We start from the raw sequence: 17,240 nt of genomic DNA, 5'->3' as shown, positions 1-17,240 counted from the left end.
GCCAGCTAATGGCTAGCGCCCGAACCACGACTCGGCCAGGTACACGTCAGCTTCCAGGCTGCAGTCGCCGGCCGAGGGACCGAGCGCCAGCCGGTAGTTGCCTGCGGCGATATGCCACTGCCCGCGCCCGGTGTTATAGCTGGCCAGCAGCCGCGGATCAGCAGTTAGCTCGACGGTCCGTGATTCGCCGGGCTCGAGGTCCACACGCTCGAAGCCGAGCAGACGCATCCGGGGTCCCGCAGGGTCCTCAAGGAGGTAAAGCTGGGGCACATCGGCCCCGGAGCGCGGCCCTTCATTGGTGACTGTAACTTCGGCCCGCACCCCGCCACGGTCCTGCACTGTCAGGTTTCCATAGCCGAAGCGGGTGTAGCTGAGTCCGTGGCCGAAAGGGAACAGGGGTTTCTTCCCGGCCTTCGCGAACCAGCGGTACCCGACGTCGGATCCCTCGTTGTAGGTGACCGTCGTTGGGGTACCCCACGGTGTACCGAGGCCCGGCAGTACCGGCCGCGGTGTCTGGTCCAGATCTTTCGGAAAGGTCAGCGGGAGTTTTCCGGACGGGTTGGTGACACCGGCGAGGATTTCGGCGATCGCCTGGCCACCGCACTGGCCGGGGTACCAGGCCGCCAGCACGGCCCTGACATTCGGGAGCCACGGCATCGCCACGGGATTGCCGGTCTCGAGGACGACGACGGTGTTCGAGTTCGCACCCGCAACAGCGTCGATTACGGTGTCCTGCCCCCACGGCAGGGACAGGTCAGCGTTGTCGTAGCCTTCGCCCTCGACCCGGATTCCAAAAACGATGGCGACATCGGAACGACGTGCCAGCAGCGCCGCCTCCCTGGGGTTCATGCCGGGGTCGTACTCGATCTCGGCGTCCGGCAGCAGCTTCTGCAGTTCTGCCAGCGGCGAGGACGGCAGCAGGTACAGGTTCCGCATGCTGCCCATAATGCCGGGGCCGCCGATCGAGTGGATTTCGGCGTATCCGCCGGGTGGGGTGACGGCGCTGGAGCCGCATCCGGCGGGGACGCCCAGTTGGGCATGTCCCCCGATGACGGCAATTTTGAACCGTTCAACGGCGGTGGACGGCACCTCCAGCGGGAGCACACCGTCGTTCTTGAGCAGGACAATCCCCTGCCGTGCCGTCTCCAGGGCAACGGCGGCATGGGCGGACGGGTCGACGTCGGGCGTTCCCTCCCAGCGGTCGATGCCGACGTCGAAAATGGCGTAGAGGATACGCTGCACCATCTCGGACAGGCGCTGCTTGGGAAATTCGCCCGACTCGAAGGCCGCACGCAGCGGTGCGGTGAAGCTCTCCTGCCCCCACATCATGACGTCAATCTGAACGCCTGATTCCTGGTCCTGGCCCTGCAGCGCAAAGCCCCAGCTGGGCGTAGCGCCCCAGTCGGACATGACCCAGCCGGGAAAGCCCCAGGCGCCTTTCAGGATGCCCTGCAGCAGCCCGTCGTTGCCGCCCGCATAGGTGCCGTTGATTTTGTTGTATCCGGTCATGACCGATCCGGGCCGGGCGCGTTCGATGGCGATCTCAAACGCGAGCAGGTCGGATTCCCGGTGCGCTGCCGGGTCGATGACCGCGTCCAGCCAGTGCCGGTTGGTTTCGTTGCAGTTCAGCGAAAAGTGCTTCACCGTGGAGATCACCTGCTCGCCCTGGATGCCCTCGACCGACTCCGCGCCAAGGACTCCAGTGAGCCAGGGGTCCTCGGAGAGGTACTCAAAGTTCCGGCCGTTTCGCGGGTCGCGGTGCAGGTTCAGTCCGCCGGCGAGCAGGACGTTGAGCCCTCTGCTCCTGGCCTCCCTGCCAATCAGCTGCCCGGATCTGCGGGCGAGCACGGGGTTGAAGCTGGCGCCCAGGGCGATTGACGCCGGGAGCGCCGTCGCGGTGTCCCCTTCCCGGTAGCCCGGGTTGGTCACGCCCAGGCTCGCGTCGGTCATCAGCAGGCCCGGGATGCCCAGCCTCGGAATCCCGGGCGTGTAACCGGCGCTCATCGGGACGCCGTCCGGGATGCGCGGATCTTTCTCCGTGAGCACTGCATTGGTACCCATAACGCTGATCAGGAGCGAGAAGCGCTCGTCATCCGTCAGTTGCGCCTCGGCTTCCCGGGCCCGTTCCATCGCTTCTGAGTTCACGCTAGCCTGCTTTCGGGTCAGCCCCGGCATGGAACTGCGGGCCGCGGCGGATTGGGGACCTGAGGATGGGTTCCATCTTGCCCGCGGTTGGTGGATGAAACCAGAGGCTCGGATGGACGCCGATGCCACGCAGCCACTGCCACTGCCGTCGCCGAGCCCGGCGCCGCCTGTTTAAATGCAAGGCCTGCAGGTACCTTCGCGATCTCGCTATGAGCTGGCTCGGACATTTTTATGTCCAGAACGACCCGGCTGAATCAGATGGTTACCTGCAGGTGTTTTAAGCGTACGCCCGGACCGCGGGCACTGGTAGGGCAAAGGTCCCGACTTCCGGGACCTTTGCCCTGCCCGGCGGGCCGGTCGGGGCTCGCTGTCCGGCCCGAGCGTGCCGCGATCCGAGGCCAACCGACGCCCCCGCGCCCAAAAGCGTAGAGTGGAACAAGACGCCTGATTCTGGACGCCGAGCGCTGAGGGAGAAATCGTGACGATTGACTGGGACGAAAAGAAGACCCTGCTGCAAGAACCGAATATCGCCGCCGTTACACAGCTTTGCGACGAACTCATGGAAAAGAAGCCGGGGTCGGTTGTCCCGTACATTGACCCCGTCCACGACGAGGATGAGTGCCGGATCGTCAGCCTCCACATCGCTCCGGGCAAGGGCACCGAGTCGGGCTTCGTTTCCCATTTCAACGATGACGAGACCGCCCGCCGCGCCACGTCCATCTACGAAGCCGTTGAACTCGAAGCCCGCTACGTTATGCCGTGGAACGCCTACCCTTGGGTCCGCGATCCCGAGCTCCCCTCGGCGCTGAACGTACAGGAGAAGACCGACGGCCTGCGGCCGTTCCGCCAGTTCCTCAAGATTAACAAGCGCGTCTCCGCCGTCATCGCCCACGGTGCCGACGCGCACGCTTTCCTGACGCTCTTCGAGAAGACCTACCACTCCTCCCTGAAGAACCGGGGCGTGAAGATCTACAAGGCCACCGCGCTGGGCGGCCGCGCCTTTGCCGTCTCGGCAGCCAAGCAGGATGAACTCCTGAGCAAAAACGTCGAGGTCTACAAGGACGCCATGCAGCGGGCAGGCATCCAGCACCTGTGAGCTGACACCGCACTCGAGCTGACACCGCGGGGGGCGGTACGACGGCGGCCGCCCCCGCCGCCGTCGTTCCCGCCGCGTAGGGTCCAACGGCCCTGCCCAAGCCCGGCCGTCCTTGGTGAGCTTATGGACGAGCCCGGACGGCTGCGTCCCTGGGAAGGCTCACTCCCGAAGAGGACTCGGTTATGGGACGGTTGGACGGCAAAGTGGCCCTGGTCAGCGGCGGAGCCCGCGGCATCGGTGCAGCCATTGCGGAGCGCTTCCTTGCCGAGGGGGCGAAAGTGGTAGCCGGCGACGTCCTGGATGAGGATGGCCGGCAGTTGGCCGGGACTCTCGGTGCCGGCTTTCGCTATGTACATCTGGACGTCACGAAGCCGGCGGACTGGGACGCGGCAGTGGCGGCGGCCGAAACCAACTTCGGCAGCCTCAGTATCCTGGTCAACAACGCCGGCATCGTAACGTTCGGCCGAATCGACGAGTATCCGCAGGAACAGTGGGCCCGGATCATCGACGTTAACCTCACGGGTGTTTTCAACGGAATCAAGGCCGCCGCGCCGGCGCTGACGCGGGCCGGGGGCGGCTCCATCATCAACGTCTCCTCGATCGCCGGGCTGCGCGGCTACGAGCAGCTCTCCGGATACACGGCGTCAAAGTACGGTGTTCGCGGCCTAACCAAGAGTGCCGCGCTGGATCTCGGCAGCTCCGGCATCCGGGTCAACTCCGTCCATCCCGGCGTCATCGAGACCCCCATGACCGCTGGCATGACGTTCGACACTGGACATGTCCCGCTGCACCGGACCGGACAACCGCCGGAGATCGCGGCTCTTGCGGTGTACCTGGCGGCTGACGAGTCCTCATTTGTCACTGGCGCCGAGTTCGTGATTGACGGCGGCGAGACGGCCGGCACCGTCGCACCTCCGGCCCCCTGAGTACCGGCAGCAACCCATGACCCAGAATCCTGGATCCAAACTCGCGATCGTTGGCGCCGGCAGCGTTGGCACGTCCCTGGCCTACGCCGCGTTGATCCGCGGCTCCGCCAGCACCGTCGCCCTCTTTGACGTCAACGCCGCCAAGGCTGAGGCCGAGGTCCTCGACCTTGCACACGGCACCCAGTTCACCGCCGCTGCGGCAACTGTCGCCGGCGGCGGGGACATTGCTGCGATCGACGGGGCCGACGTCGTCGTTATCACCGCCGGGGCGAAACAGGCGCCGGGGCAGACCCGGCTGGACCTGGCCGGCACCAACGTCCGCATCCTCGAAAAGCTTATGCCGCAGTTGCTGGCCCACGCCCCGGATGCCGTCTATGTGCTGGTGACCAACCCCTGCGATGTGCTGACGGTCGCGGCGCGGCAGATCTCAGGGCTGGCGCCCGCGCGCATCTTCTCCTCCGGCACGGTGCTGGACACGTCCCGGCTGCGCTGGCTGCTGGCGCGGCAGGCCGGCGTATCAGTTACCAGCGTCCACGCCAGCATGGTGGGCGAACACGGCGACACCGAGTTCCCCGTCTGGTCAGGCGCCACAATCGGCCCCGTACCGATCCGCCAGTGGATGGTCGATGGCGCCCGTATCTTCTCGCCGGAATACCTCGCCGAGACCGCGCGGGAGGTGATGCAGGCCGCCTACAAAGTAATCGCCGGGAAGGGCGCTACCAACTACGCGATCGGTCTGTCCGGCGCCCGGATCGTGGAAGCCCTGCTGCGCTCGGAAAACGCGGTTCTGCCTGTCTCCACGGTGCTCGATGGCCAGTACGGGATCTCCGGAGTGGCACTGTCCCTGCCCAGCATTGTCGGGAACGGCGGGGTTCGCGCGGTCCTGGATACCCCAATGAACGACGGCGAACTCGCCTCCCTGCATCATTCGGCCGAAACCCTGCAACAGACACTGGCGACGCTCGGGATCTAACAGGGCTGCGCCGTCCCGGGGGCGCCGCCGGCGGGACCAGACGGGGGCGCCGCCGGCGGGACCAGACGGGGGCGCCGCCGGCGGGACCAGACTGTGGCGACGCCGTAACGCAACTTCCCCGCAACCCTTAGTATCGGCGCGTCGCATATGCTCAGCAGACAGATTCACGCTGGCTCATCGACGAACCACCCGGGAGACACCTTATGACCAACTGGCGAATCAGGGATTTCCATTCGACCGACCTTGACGGCATCCTGAACCTCTGGGAGTCCCTCAAGGCCACCAATGTCGAGCCGGTATACGCGCTCTCCGAAGTGCTGGCATCCTGCGAGAAGGACCACGCCGTCGTGGCGGTGCAAGGTGATCAGGTGGTGGGCGCCGCCGTCGGCCGGGCCGCCCACGACCAGGGCTGGGTGGTCTTCCTGGCCACCCTCCCCGAGTACCGCGGCCGCGGGATCGGCACATCGCTGCTGGCCGCCGTCGAGAACCGGATGGCGCCCCATGGCCTGAACAAGCTCTCCGCCCTGATGCCGGAATCGGAGACCCGGGTGGAGGCATTTGTGAGCCGCGGCTTTGTGCTGAAGAAGAACCTGCGCTACTTCGAGCGGAAGATCCCGGTGCAGCGGCAGGAACTTGAGCCCCTCAGCCAGCTTGGCGGCCGGATCCTGGCCCGCGACCTGTGGGAAAACGTCGCCGGAATGCGCAAGGAGAAGGAACTGCTGGAGCGCCGCCTTGTCCTGCCGCTCGCGGAGGCCGACCTTGCCGACGAATACGGCGTGGTGCCGCCACGCGCCGTCGTCCTCTTCGGGCCTCCCGGAACCGGCAAAACAACCTTCGCCAAGGCCATCGCGTCCCGCCTCGAATGGCCGTTCGTCGAGGTTTTCCCCTCCCGGCTGGCTTCCGATCCCAAGGGCCTCGCCGGCGCGCTGCGCGAGACATTCCTGGAGATCGCCGAACTGGAGCATGCCGTCGTCTTCATCGACGAGGTGGAAGAGATCGCCTCCCAGCGCTCCGGCGAACCGCCGTCGCCGCTCCAAGGTGTCACGAACGAACTGCTCAAGATCATCCCGGCCTTCCGCGAACAGCCCGGCCGCCTGCTGGTCTGCGCCACCAACTTCATCCGCGCCCTGGACAATGCGTTCCTGCGACATGGCCGCTTCGACTATGTCATCCCCATCGGCCTCCCCGACCGCCAGGCCCGCGAAGCCATGTGGGAGCGCTTTATCCCGGCCACCGTCGTGGACGATGTCGACGTCGAACTGCTGGTGGACCGGACCGAGGGCTTCTCCCCGGCGGACATCGAATATGCGGCCCGGAGCGCGTCCCAGCGGGCGCTGGAGAAGGCCGTGTACGACGACGGCGGGCTGGCGTCCAGCGGCACCGGCCCCAGCCGCGACGCAGTCCGGAAGGGCCCCGCAACCCGGGACTATCTCGATGCGATTGCGGACACCCGGACCACTGTCAGCGACGAAGTCCACCAGCTGTTCCTCGAGGACATCGACGCCCTCGGCCGGGTGTAGCCACCGCCTGGCGGCATGGTCCTAGCGGATAGTGACGACGATCTTGCCCTTGGCGTGGCCCAGCTCAAGGGCGGCGAAAGCCTCACCGATCCGTGCAAACGGGTAACTGCTGTCCATCACCGGCTGCAGTTGCCCGCCGTCGACGAGGGTAGCCAGAACGCGGAGATCATCACCGCTGGGGTGCATAAAGAGGTACCGGTAGCTTGCCTTGACCTTGCGGGCGCGCCGTCGGATTCCCAGGCTCATCAGCGCGAACACGACGGTGATCCACGGTGGCGCCTTCAGGTCCACCGTCGCGGTGCGGGGCTCCGGCACCCCCGCAATGGAGACCACTTTGCCGCCAGGCCGGAGGATGCCGAAGGATTTTTTTAGTGTCTCTCCACCGACCAGATCCAGTACGGCGTCGAAGTTGCTCAGCAGCGCCGGGAATTCCTCCCGGGTGTAGTCGATGACATGGTCGGCGCCAAGCCTGCGCACCAGGGCCAAGCCGGCCGGGGATGCGGTCGTCGTGACGTCTGCCCCGAAGTGTTTGGCCAACTGGATTGCCAATGTGCCAACACCTCCCGAGCCGCCGGAGATGAAAAGCCGGGTCCCGGGGCCGACGCCGAGTACATCGCGCAGCGCCTGCAGTGCCGTCAGCCCCGCCAGCGGCAGTCCTGCGGCTGCGGCGAAATCGAGCGAGGCAGGCATCGCGGCCACCAGTTCCTCCCGGACGCAGACGTACTCTGCGAACGCACCGAGCCGTTTTTTGTCCACGCGCGCATACACGTTGTCGCCGACGGCGAAGCGGCTCGGCCCGGGCCCGACGGCGTCCACGGTCCCGGCGGCTTCGCAGCCGGCGATGATGGGCAAGCGAAGCCGATTGAGAGGGCGCAAATCACCATCGCGGATTCGGAAGTCGACCGGGTTCAGGCCTGCCGCTTCAACTCTGATCCGCACCTCGCCGACCCCCGGTAGGGGTTCGGGGACGTCCTGGAGCTCCATTGCCTCGGCCCCGCCGTAGCGTGTGAGCACAAACGCCCGCATGCTCACTTCTGGTCGGCGCCTTGCCCGGCAGCCGTGTCCCCTACGGCCCCCGCCAGCGGTTCTGCGTCCGCCGGGACGGCCGACGGCGCATCTGCGTACGAGAGATTTTCATAATCGGTGTCATCGGCTTCGTCCAGCAAGTCGTCAAGCTCCTGGAGCAGCCACGGGTTGATCCGGGCGAGGATCTTCCGGGTCTCCTCGACCGGAACAGCTGCGTAGAGCACCGGGCGGGCCTCGTCGTACCGGGTGACGGGCGGCTTGTCGGGCCACTTTTCGGCCAGCGCCTTGACCCTGGAGGGCAAGGAGTTATGCGCGTTGTCGGCGATCTTCACCAAGGTGGCGTCGTGGTCCCCGGCGATATAGCGGATTCCGGCCTGGTAGTCATCCGGGTTCTCGTGCAGGCGCTTCGTGACCCGCTCAACAATGTCCGCCGCCCGCTCCGAGACACCCATGTCCAGCAGTGCCTGCCGGGTCATCGGGGTATCCTCCGCGATATCGTGCAGGTAGCCGGCGATCCGGATGTCGTCGTCGAAGTCCGCCAAGGCATCCCCGACGGCGATAACGTGCTCTCGGTAGGGCTTCTTGAGCTTGTCCTTTTGGCGGTTGTGAGCCACCTCGGCGAGGACCTTCGCGGTCTCAACAGTGAATCGGGGGTGTGCTGGTTCTGACATGGTTCAAGCCTACGCGTCCGGGCCGGCGGCTCAGGTTACACCCCGGGCCACACCCAGGGCTGAAGCGGCAGCATCGCAGGCCGGAATGCCGCAAGGGCTTGGTCCAAGGACCCCGCCGGCAGACCGACGGAGGACAGCAGTATGTCCCTCACGTCCTCGCCCGATACCCCCGCACGGCCCAGGTCTGCCAAGGTCACGGCCCCGTCCCGCTTGGCAAGCCGGATCCCGTCGGCATTGAGGATAAGCGGGACATGGGCATATTCCGGTACGGGAATATTCAGGAGGGAAGCCAGGTAGGCCTGACGGGGTGTGGAGGGCAGCAGATCATCGCCCCGCACCACCTGGTCGACCCCTTGGGCCGCGTCGTCGACCACCACTGCCAGGTTGTAGGCGGCCACACCGTCATTTCGCCTGAGCACAAAGTCGTCCACCACCCCGGTGTAGCTGCCGTGCAGCACATCGTCCACTGTTGCTTCGGCGACGTCGGCGCGGAGCCGGATCGCGGCAGGCCGGACGGCGCGCTTGGCGTCCCGCTCAGCCGCGGACAGGTTCCTGCAGGTGCCCGGGTAGGCCCCCTGCGGCGCATGCGGGGCGGACGGGGCTTCCTGGATTTCGCGGCGGGTGCAGAAGCACTCGTAGCTCAGGCCGGCGGATTCCAGCCGCGAAATCGCCGCCGTGTACAGCGGTTCGCGTTCCGTCTGGCGCACGACGCCGCCGTCCCAGCTCACGCCGATGGCCACCAGGTCCCGCAGCTGCGCGGCCTCGGCCCCGGTCCGTGCGCGGTCCAGGTCTTCGACCCGGAGCAAAAAGCGCCGGCCGGTGGAGCGGGCGAAGAGCCAGGCAAGGACGGCGGTCCGGAGGTTGCCCACGTGCAGTTCGCCGGAGGGGCTGGGGGCGAAGCGGCCGGCAGATGTCATGGCACCACCCTATGCGGGGAAACACAAGGGCCCCTCAGCTACCGATGACAACGGAATACCGGCGCCGGTAGCTCAGGGGCCCTTGCCGTGCCGGACCCGGACTGTTGCTCCGGGCCCTGGCACCGTAAATCCTACGAACAGCGAATCAAATCGTAAGGACAGCGGGTCGGGTAACCGTGACTGTGGAAAGACAATGCGTGAACAAGTGTCAATCAGCGGCGGGTTCCTTGCGGGAAGCCTCATCGAGGGTCCGGGTGGTGTACCGGGGTACCTGTAGCCTTCGGGATCCGGCGGTAGCTCGCATCCCTTTGTTGTCACCATTTGAACAGACGCCCTACAGTTAGTGCAACGGACATCGCTTATATTGGTCAATCTGATCAACATAAGCCGAAGGGATGGGCAAGTAGTGGTCACTTTGCAGCAACTCGACGCCACCGACCGGCGGATCCTCGTCGCCCTGGACGATGACCCCCGGATGCCCATTATGGTGCTGGCCCAGAAACTGGGCCTGGCCCGCGGGACCGTACAGTCGCGTCTTGAGCGGATGACAGCATCGGGCGCGCTGCGTCCCAACAGCAGTCGGGTGCTGCCCTCCGCGCTGGGCCGGGGAGTGGCGGCGTCCGTGAGCGCGGAACTGGACCAGAGCCATCTGAACGAGGCGATCGCCGCGCTGCGGAACATCCCGGAGGTTCTTGAGTGCCACGCTCCGGCCGGCGAGACGGACTTGTTGATCAGGGTGGTGGCCACAAGCCCGGACGATCTGTACCGCGTCTCCGAGGAAATCCGGCTTTGTCCCGGAATTGTGCGGACCTCCACCAGCATGTTCCTGCGCGAGGTCATCCCGTACCGGACAACGGGACTGCTGGCTTCCTGAACCTACGGAGCGGACGTCGCCGCGCCGGGCCGGCTGGCCAGGGACCGGGCCGCAAGCGCGCAGCGGCCCAACCAGCGGCCCAACCAGCTCGGACACAAGCTCAGCGGCACCATCAGCATCAGGCCTCGGCACGGGAACAACGGCGGCCGCAGCAGCCAGGGCGGCCCGGAGCGTCCCCAAAGTCACTGCCGGGGCATAAACCATTCGGTGAATGCCGTGGCGCGGCCGTCCCCCGTGAGCTGGATGACCCAGAGGTTGTTATAGCTTGGGCTGTCACCGCGGTATTCGGTGCGGCCCTGCACGAAGGCCCTGCCGCCGTCGACCCCGAGGAGATTCCACTCAAAGGTCCAGTCCCCCGGCTCGTCCAGCCTGGCGATCCAGCGGTCCACAATTTGCTCACGCCCGCTCCAAGGCTCGGGATCATCAGGACGGGTGAAGTACTGGGCGTCCTCGGTGAAGAGTGCCCTGATGTCCTCCGGTGCGTTCGACGTCCAGGCTGTGATGTAGTGCTGGATCCAGCGCGCTACATTATCTCTCATGCCTCGTTTGTACTCCCTGCTTCCGGGCGCCCGCAAGCGTCCTCGACTAAGCTGCGGCCGTGATCCACAGGCCGATCACCCAGGTGCTGGCGGCGAGGCAGGCGAGGCCGAACTCAACAATCATGCCCAGCCCGGTTGCTTTCAACGCCGCCCAGCTGGACGCCAGGGCCGTGCCGAAAACGCGTGTGCGGTGCAGCTCGCTGAGCAGCAGGCCGGCGGCGAACCCAACAAAAAGTCCCACGACGGGGATGATCAACATCCCCGCCACCCCAAGGACCAGCCCTGCCACCACCGACCGGCCGGGAATGCTGTGCTCTTTGAGTTTCCGCCCGGTCAGGACCGCACTGGCCGCCATTCCCGACAGGACAAAGACCAGTCCGATCCCGAACACCACCCAGCCGGTGGTTCCGGCGCCGCCCCAGATGGCCCAGGCCAGCAGGCTCAGTCCGATCAGGATGCTGCCGGGAAGGACCGGGATCACGGTGCCGGCGACGCCGACCAGAATGGCGATGCCGCACAGGATTGTCACCACAGGCTCAGGGTTCATCTCCCCAGCCTATTCACCTGCGGCTACTCGGCTTCCACCGCCGCGGCGACGGCGGCCGAAACCGCCGGGGCCACCCGGGGATCCAGCGGGCTGGGGACGATGTAGTCCGCGGAAAGGTCCTCGTCGGCGAGTGCGGCGATGGCCCGGGCCGCGGCCAGCTTCATGGCCGGCGTGATGCGTCGGGCGCCAGCGTCGAGGGCTCCGCGGAAGATGCCGGGGAACGCGAGGACATTGTTGATCTGGTTCGGGAAGTCGCTGCGGCCGGTGGCGACCACGGCCGCATACTTGCGTGCGACCTCCGGCAGGACTTCGGGGTCCGGGTTGGACAGCGCGAATACGATCGAATCCCGGCTCATGAGCTTGAGGTGTTCCTCGGCCAGCTTCGATGAGGAGACGCCGATAAAGACGTCCGCGTCCAGGAGCGCCTCGGCGGGGCCGCCGGAGACGCCGCGGGGGTTGCCGCTGGCGGCCAAAGTGGCCTTCTTGCCGGCCGGGTCGGCGGCGATATCCGCACGCCCGCTGTTGAGAACACCCTTCGAATCCAGCAGCACAACGTCGGTGATCCCGGCGGCCAGGAGCATCTGTGCGACGGCGATCCCGGCAGCGCCGGCGCCCGAGACGACAACACGCAATTTCTCAAGGCCCCTTCCGGTCACCTTGGCGGCGCCGGTAAGTGCGGCGAGAACGACGACGGCGGTGCCGTGCTGGTCATCGTGCATCACTGGGCAGTCAAGGGCCGCAATGAGCTTCTCCTCGAGTTCGAAGCAGCGCGGCGCAGAGACGTCTTCAAGATTGACGGCGCCGTAGCTCGGACGCAGGCGGACGAGGGTCTCCACGATCTCGTCGACGTTGGTGGTGTTGAGCACCAGCGGGATGGAGTCAAGTTCGCCGAAAGCCTTGAACAGGGCGGACTTGCCCTCCATCACCGGCAGCGATGCGCTGGGCCCGATGTCGCCGAGGCCCAGGACGGCGGTGCCGTCGCTGACAACGACAACCAGGCGTTGGGCCCAGGTGAGCGTCTTCGCAAGCTCCGGGTTGGCGGCGATTGCACGGCTGACCTGGGCAACGCCGGGCGTATAGGCGATGGACAGCTCGCGCTTGGTGGCGAGCGGCACGGTGCTGGAAACGGAAAGCTTGCCGCCCTGGTGGGAAGCGAAAATTTCCTCGTCGCTGAGCACCGTGAGGGGCTCTGTGGGGGAAGTGGCGTCGGCGGGAATCGTTGTTTCTGTGGACACGTCGTTGTCTCCTAAGGCTCACCGTGGGCGCACGGCTTATGGAAGCTCAAGCACAGGGATGCTCAAGATAATCTGGGGGAACATCGGCTCCGACCCGAGGTTGGCGGATCTGCGGCTTAGCTCCGGTCGTGCAGGCGGCGGGCCGCTCCGGTTCTGTAATGGTAAACAGCCCGGCTCCGGCGTAACGCGCCGCAGGACGGACACCGGACAGGGTGAAACGTTTATCCTCCATGCCTAGTGAGCCCGGTCACAGGAAATCGCCGCTATTTTGCAGAAGAAGGGCCACCTGGACTAGACCAGTTACGCCGCCGGACGGCTGCGGGCCAGCAGGAAACAGGCCTTTTTGAGGTCTTCCTCGGCTTCGAAGAGGGACAGCCGCCGGCAGCGCACGGACTGGACCAGCCCCGTTACGGCGAGCAGCAGCACTCGGGCGCTGGCGGCGTCGCCGCTGACGGCCGTGACCGCCTTCTGCGCCGCGTCGTCAATTTCGCGGAGCAGCTTGGTGGTGTCCGTGTCCGTGGTGTACACCGCCTTGTTCAGGCTCTGCTCCACGGCAGGCTGCATCAGGCGCATGTGCAAGATCTCCATCACGACGCCGGCCAGCGCCAGTGCCGGAACCTCACCCTGGGCCGAGGCTGCGGGATGCTTGGCGCAGCGTCCCGCGGCTGTCCCCGCCGGGGCGTGCAGTTCCGTGAGCTGCTTGCGGTAAAGCGCGAGCACCAGTTGCGCGGCGGAGGGAAAATACCGGTACAGGGTGCCCAGCGGAACGCCGGCTCGGGCGGCGACTTCGGAGAGGACCACGGAGTCCAGCCCCTTGCGCGCGAACCCGGTGGCTACCTCGAGGATCCGGGTATAGCGAATCCGCTGCCTGGGCAGGGTGGGGGGAGGGGCCATCGGTGGAAGTTGTACGGGGAATTCAGGCATCAGCAGCGTTCCGTGGTCAGTTTTCTCGGCAGCCTGGAGGGATTCCCCCCAGCACTGCCGCGGCACTTCCCGTCCACTATACGTGACGCCCCCGGGCCCAACCCGGGCTAGTCGACGCCCTTGATCTTGACCACAAAGACGGCCCCCAGCAGGCCGATGACTGCTGCCGCCACAAACAGCGAAACGTAGCCTCCCCACATCGTCACGAACGGGAAGGCGATGAGCGGCGCGAGCACCTGGGGCAGGGAATTGGCGATATTGAGGACACCCAGGTCCCTGCCGCGGCTCCGTGCCGCCGGCAGCACCTGCGTGATCAGGGCGAAGTCGACCGCAAGGTAGCAACCGAAGCCGAGGCCCAGCACGGAGGCGCCCAGCAGTGCCCCGGTCCAGCTGGGGGCAAACGCCAGAATCAGCGCGGCCGCCGCGATGATGAGTGAGGAAATGATCACGAGCGGCTTCCGCTTCCCCATCCGGTCACTGATTCTGCCGCCGATGACACTGCTGATGATCACCATTACCGCATACAGGCCGGTCAGGACGAGCACACCGAGTTCCGGCGGGATGCCCTGCGTCTGCTCAAGCTGGACTGCGTCCGTGAGGAAAAAGAGCAGGTACAGGGTGATCATGTGGTTTCCGATGTTCACCAGGAGCCTGGTCAGCCAGGCCCAGCCGAAGTCCGGGTAGAGCACCGGCGAAATCCAGAAGCCCGTGGCGAAGTCGGCCAAACGGAACGGCGGCCGGACCTCGGCCGGGAGCGGGACGTCGTCGCTCCTGAAGAAATACAGCACAACGCCGGCGAGCAGGGCCACGGCGCAGACCAGATACCCCACGGCGAAGTTGCCGGTCACCGCGGCAGCTATCACCGCGCCGGCCAGGATGCCGACCGTCTGCCCCATCGCGGCAAGGCCCCCGACCGTGCCGCGCTGGGCCACCGGCACGCGGTCTGGGATGGCTGCGGTAATCGCGGCATACGCCCCGTTGCAGCCGGCCTGCACAAGGCACCAGATCAGCGTCATACTGGCAACGTTCGGCGCCCCGGCGAGCGCGATCAAGGCCACGGCGCCGAGGATGGCCCCGAAGAGGACCCAGGGCACCCGACGGCCCATCCGCGCGGAGGTGCGGTCGCTGAACGCGCCGAACAAGGGATTGGCGACCAGCGAGACTGCTGCGCCGGCCCCGGTGACGAGGGCGAGGATGGCCTCCTTGTCGGCTTCGCTGAAGGTTGCCGCCTGCTGGCCGAGAAGTACTTGGAGCGGGGCGAAAAATGCCGCGTTGATGCCGAGGTTGACGAGCACCACCCCGGCGATCCAGACGGGGCGTACCGCCCGTTCAGGCTCGGCGAGCGCTCCGGCCCTCAATTGTCCCGCGGCGGGGCCATGGGCTGGGTCCGGAGCTGCTCCGGGTAGATCGGACAGGCTCATGTAATTCGGTTCCCCCCCGGAAACGGATGACGCACACTGAAGATCGATGAGCAGCCAGACTATCGTGGGGATGACGATCCGCCCCCCTATTTCCAGCCCAGGAGAACCGATGGCCGCATCTGCAGTGAATACCGCCGACCTTTACGACGAACGGGGCGAGGAGCTCGACTCGATTGCCCTGCAGTTCCAGTCGCTGGGCGGACTATCGCACTTCGGCGGACCGATCCGGACCATCCGCTGCTTCGAGGACAATGCCCTGGTCAAGTCCACCCTCGCCACACCCGGCGGTGGCGCCGTCCTGGTGGTGGACGGCGGCGGCTCGCTGCGCACCGCCCTGATGGGCGACCTGATCGCGGCCAGCGCCGTCGCGAACGGCTGGGCCGGCGTTGTTGTTTACGGCGCGATCCGCGACCGGACGGCCATCGCCGGGCTGCCGCTGGGAGTCAAGGCGCTCGGCAGCAACCCGCGTAAAAGCGCGAAGGCGGGCGCCGGTGCGAGCGGCGTGGAGTTGGAGATCGACGGCGTTGTTCTCCGGCCGGGCGCAATGATCTGGTGCGATCCCGACGGGATACTGGTGGAACGCTGACGACTTTGTTCGCCGGCAGTTGGAGGCGGGAACAAATCAGCCGGTAACATAGTTACTGAAAGCAACTATCGGCTTATTCCCACTCTTCCTCTTGGAGCAGTCATGTCCAAAACCACCTCCGCGCCCGCTGCGGGAGAGGTCCTGACCCATCGTCAGACCATCACCGTCATGGTGGGACTCATGCTCGGCATGTTCCTGTCCTCGCTCGACCAGACGATCGTGTCCACCTCGATCTACACCATCGCCAACGACCTCGACGGATTGTCCCTGCAGGCCTGGGCCACCACGGCGTACCTCATCACCTCCACAGTGAGCACGCCGCTCTACGGCAAGCTCAGCGACATCTTCGGGCGACGCCCGCTGTACCTCATCGCGATCCTGATCTTCCTCGCCGGCTCGCTCTACGCCGGCTCGGTCCACTCCATGACCGAGCTCGCCATCGCCCGCGGCATCCAGGGTATGGGCGCCGGCGGCCTCCTGGCACTCGCCTTGACCATCATCGGCGACATCGTGGCACTCAAGGACCGCGCCAAGTACCAGGGCTACTTTATGTCGGTCTTCGGTGTCTCCTCCGTCCTGGGTCCGGTGATCGGCGGCGCCTTCGCCGGTTCGGCGACCATCCTCGGCATCGACGGCTGGCGCTGGGTATTCCTGATCAACCTGCCGATCGGACTTGCCGCCCTCACGGTGGTCTTTATGTACCTGCACCTGCCGGCCAAGCACGTGAAGCAGAAGATCGACTACTGGGGTGCCGCGGCCATTACGCTGGCGATCGTCCCGCTCCTGCTCGTGGCCGAACAGGGCCGCAGTTGGGGCTGGAGCTCGGCCAACTCCTATCTCTGCTACGGACTGGGCGTTGTGGGCATCGTCGCGTTCCTGCTGGCCGAAAAGCGCGCCGGCGACTACGCACTGATCCCGCTGCGGCTGTTCCAGAACATCACGTTCGGGCTGTCTTCACTGCTGAACTTCATCATCGGCATCGGCATGTTTGGCGCGATCGCAATGCTTCCCATGTACCTGCAGCTGGTCAAGGGCCTGACCCCCACCGAAGCCGGCCTAATGATGATCACCTTCACAGTCGGCATCCTCACCGGTTCCATCACGGCCGGCCGGACCATCTCGGCGTCGGGCACCTACCGGGTCTTCCCGATCCTGGGCACCGCCGTCCTGACGGCGGCCGCCGTCGTTATGGGCCTCTCGCTGGGCGTCGATACTCCGCTGTGGGTCCCGGGTGCCATCGCCGTGTTCTTCGGCCTGGGCCTGGGCTTCTGCATGCAGCCGCTGACGCTGGCCATGCAGGTCTCTGTGCCGTCGAAGGACATGGGCGTGGGCACCTCCGCAGCCGCGTTCTTCCGCTCGATGGGCGGCGCCGTCGGAACCGCCGTATTCATCTCCATGCTTTTCAGCCTCGCAGCAGACAAGATCGCCACCGGCATGAAGGACGCCGCGCAGAACGCGGACTACCTCAAAGTGCTCAAGGATCCGGCAATCGCAGCTGACCCCGCCAACGCCAAGCTGTATGAATTCTTCAAGGGCGGGGCCAGCAACGACTCGCTGAACGACACCAGCTGGCTGCACACCGCGAATTCCACGCTGACACGCCCGATCACCGAGGGCTTCGCGCAGTCAATCGACGCCGTGATGCTCACGGCTGCCGTGCTGACCGGCATCGCATTCCTGATCACCTTCGCCCTGCCGAACAAAAAACTGACGGACCCCAAGGCGATCGCCCGGGAAAGTTCAGCCGCCGCCCACTAGGGTCCGCAGCACCGTGGGGCGCCTGTCCGCCAGAGTGTAAGTTTGCTCTCACTTTCTGGTCTTGTGACAGGCGCTCCACTGC

Annotated in this window: 16 protein-coding genes; 7 read left to right on the top strand and 9 right to left on the bottom strand. The window is 66.1% G+C overall.

Translation table 11 applies throughout. The features are described 5' to 3' along the window. Window positions 1-12 precede the first annotated feature (12 nt). Complete coding sequence (locus QMG72_RS16075) at window positions 13-2,145, bottom strand: glycoside hydrolase family 3 C-terminal domain-containing protein (protein ID WP_283481050.1); 2,133 nt, start codon at window positions 2,143-2,145, stop codon at window positions 13-15. A 478-nt stretch (window positions 2,146-2,623) separates the two neighbouring features. Here QMG72_RS16075 and QMG72_RS16070 point away from each other — a divergent pair, with 478 nt between their 5' ends. The 4 genes from QMG72_RS16070 (at window position 2,624) to QMG72_RS16055 (ending at window position 6,660) form a co-directional block, all read left to right on the top strand. Next, the gene (locus QMG72_RS16070; protein ID WP_226775806.1) at window positions 2,624-3,241 is read left to right on the top strand and encodes a uracil-DNA glycosylase family protein; all 618 of its coding nucleotides are present in this window, start codon (window positions 2,624-2,626) and stop codon (window positions 3,239-3,241) included. A 182-nt stretch (window positions 3,242-3,423) separates the two neighbouring features. Further along, window positions 3,424-4,167 (top strand): glucose 1-dehydrogenase, encoded by a 744-nt coding sequence (locus tag QMG72_RS16065; RefSeq protein WP_226775807.1) that lies wholly within the window; start codon window positions 3,424-3,426, stop codon window positions 4,165-4,167. A 16-nt stretch (window positions 4,168-4,183) separates the two neighbouring features. Further along, window positions 4,184-5,140, top strand: a complete 957-nt coding sequence (locus QMG72_RS16060; protein WP_226775808.1) for an L-lactate dehydrogenase — start codon at window positions 4,184-4,186, stop codon at window positions 5,138-5,140. A gap of 203 nt (window positions 5,141-5,343) precedes the next feature. Further along, the gene (locus tag QMG72_RS16055) at window positions 5,344-6,660 is read left to right on the top strand and encodes an ATP-binding protein (protein ID WP_226775809.1); all 1,317 of its coding nucleotides are present in this window, start codon (window positions 5,344-5,346) and stop codon (window positions 6,658-6,660) included. 21 nt (window positions 6,661-6,681) lie between these two features. Here QMG72_RS16055 and QMG72_RS16050 read toward each other — a convergent pair whose 3' ends face one another. The 3 genes from QMG72_RS16050 to gluQRS are packed head-to-tail and all read right to left on the bottom strand — an operon-like array spanning window position 6,682 to window position 9,274. Continuing rightward, window positions 6,682-7,686: an NADP-dependent oxidoreductase gene (locus tag QMG72_RS16050; protein WP_226775828.1), complete on the bottom strand. Its 1,005-nt coding sequence runs from the start codon at window positions 7,684-7,686 to the stop codon at window positions 6,682-6,684. A 2-nt stretch (window positions 7,687-7,688) separates the two neighbouring features. Continuing rightward, entirely contained in the window at window positions 7,689-8,357 is a 669-nt protein-coding gene (locus QMG72_RS16045) for an HD domain-containing protein (protein WP_283481047.1), read from the bottom strand. Window positions 8,358-8,392: 35 nt separating this feature from the next. Next, the gene (gluQRS, locus tag QMG72_RS16040) at window positions 8,393-9,274 is read right to left on the bottom strand and encodes a tRNA glutamyl-Q(34) synthetase GluQRS (RefSeq protein WP_226775811.1); all 882 of its coding nucleotides are present in this window, start codon (window positions 9,272-9,274) and stop codon (window positions 8,393-8,395) included. 415 nt (window positions 9,275-9,689) lie between these two features. Here gluQRS and QMG72_RS16035 point away from each other — a divergent pair, with 415 nt between their 5' ends. After that, entirely contained in the window at window positions 9,690-10,148 is a 459-nt protein-coding gene (locus QMG72_RS16035) for an Lrp/AsnC family transcriptional regulator (RefSeq protein ID WP_226775829.1), read from the top strand. 182 nt (window positions 10,149-10,330) lie between these two features. Here the strand turns inward: QMG72_RS16035 and QMG72_RS16030 are convergent, their stop codons facing one another. The 5 genes from QMG72_RS16030 to QMG72_RS16010 form a co-directional block, all read right to left on the bottom strand. Continuing rightward, the gene (locus QMG72_RS16030; protein ID WP_226775812.1) at window positions 10,331-10,687 is read right to left on the bottom strand and encodes a nuclear transport factor 2 family protein; all 357 of its coding nucleotides are present in this window, start codon (window positions 10,685-10,687) and stop codon (window positions 10,331-10,333) included. Between the two features lie 46 nt (window positions 10,688-10,733). After that, window positions 10,734-11,234, bottom strand: a complete 501-nt coding sequence (locus QMG72_RS16025) for a DUF456 domain-containing protein (RefSeq protein WP_226775813.1) — start codon at window positions 11,232-11,234, stop codon at window positions 10,734-10,736. Window positions 11,235-11,257: 23 nt separating this feature from the next. After that, complete coding sequence (locus QMG72_RS16020) at window positions 11,258-12,469, bottom strand: NAD(P)-dependent malic enzyme (RefSeq protein WP_226775814.1); 1,212 nt, start codon at window positions 12,467-12,469, stop codon at window positions 11,258-11,260. Window positions 12,470-12,769: 300 nt separating this feature from the next. Then, entirely contained in the window at window positions 12,770-13,363 is a 594-nt protein-coding gene (locus tag QMG72_RS16015) for a helix-turn-helix domain-containing protein (protein ID WP_282468046.1), read from the bottom strand. Between the two features lie 137 nt (window positions 13,364-13,500). Next, a complete protein-coding gene (locus QMG72_RS16010; RefSeq protein WP_282359991.1) occupies window positions 13,501-14,814 on the bottom strand; it encodes an MFS transporter in 1,314 nt (437 codons plus the stop codon). Between the two features lie 109 nt (window positions 14,815-14,923). Between QMG72_RS16010 and rraA the strand changes: the two genes are divergently transcribed. Next, window positions 14,924-15,400, top strand: coding sequence for a ribonuclease E activity regulator RraA (gene rraA, locus QMG72_RS16005; RefSeq protein ID WP_226775817.1), 477 nt, complete (start codon window positions 14,924-14,926; stop codon window positions 15,398-15,400). A 102-nt stretch (window positions 15,401-15,502) separates the two neighbouring features. Beyond that, window positions 15,503-17,158: an MDR family MFS transporter gene (locus QMG72_RS16000; protein ID WP_282359992.1), complete on the top strand. Its 1,656-nt coding sequence runs from the start codon at window positions 15,503-15,505 to the stop codon at window positions 17,156-17,158. The last annotated feature ends 82 nt before the right edge of the window (window positions 17,159-17,240 follow it).

This window comes from Pseudarthrobacter sp. PH31-O2, from assembly GCF_030063265.1.
Classification (GTDB): domain Bacteria; phylum Actinomycetota; class Actinomycetes; order Actinomycetales; family Micrococcaceae; genus Arthrobacter.
Note: the sequence above shows the minus strand (reverse complement) of the source record. Positions and strands in the feature narration are given on the sequence as shown.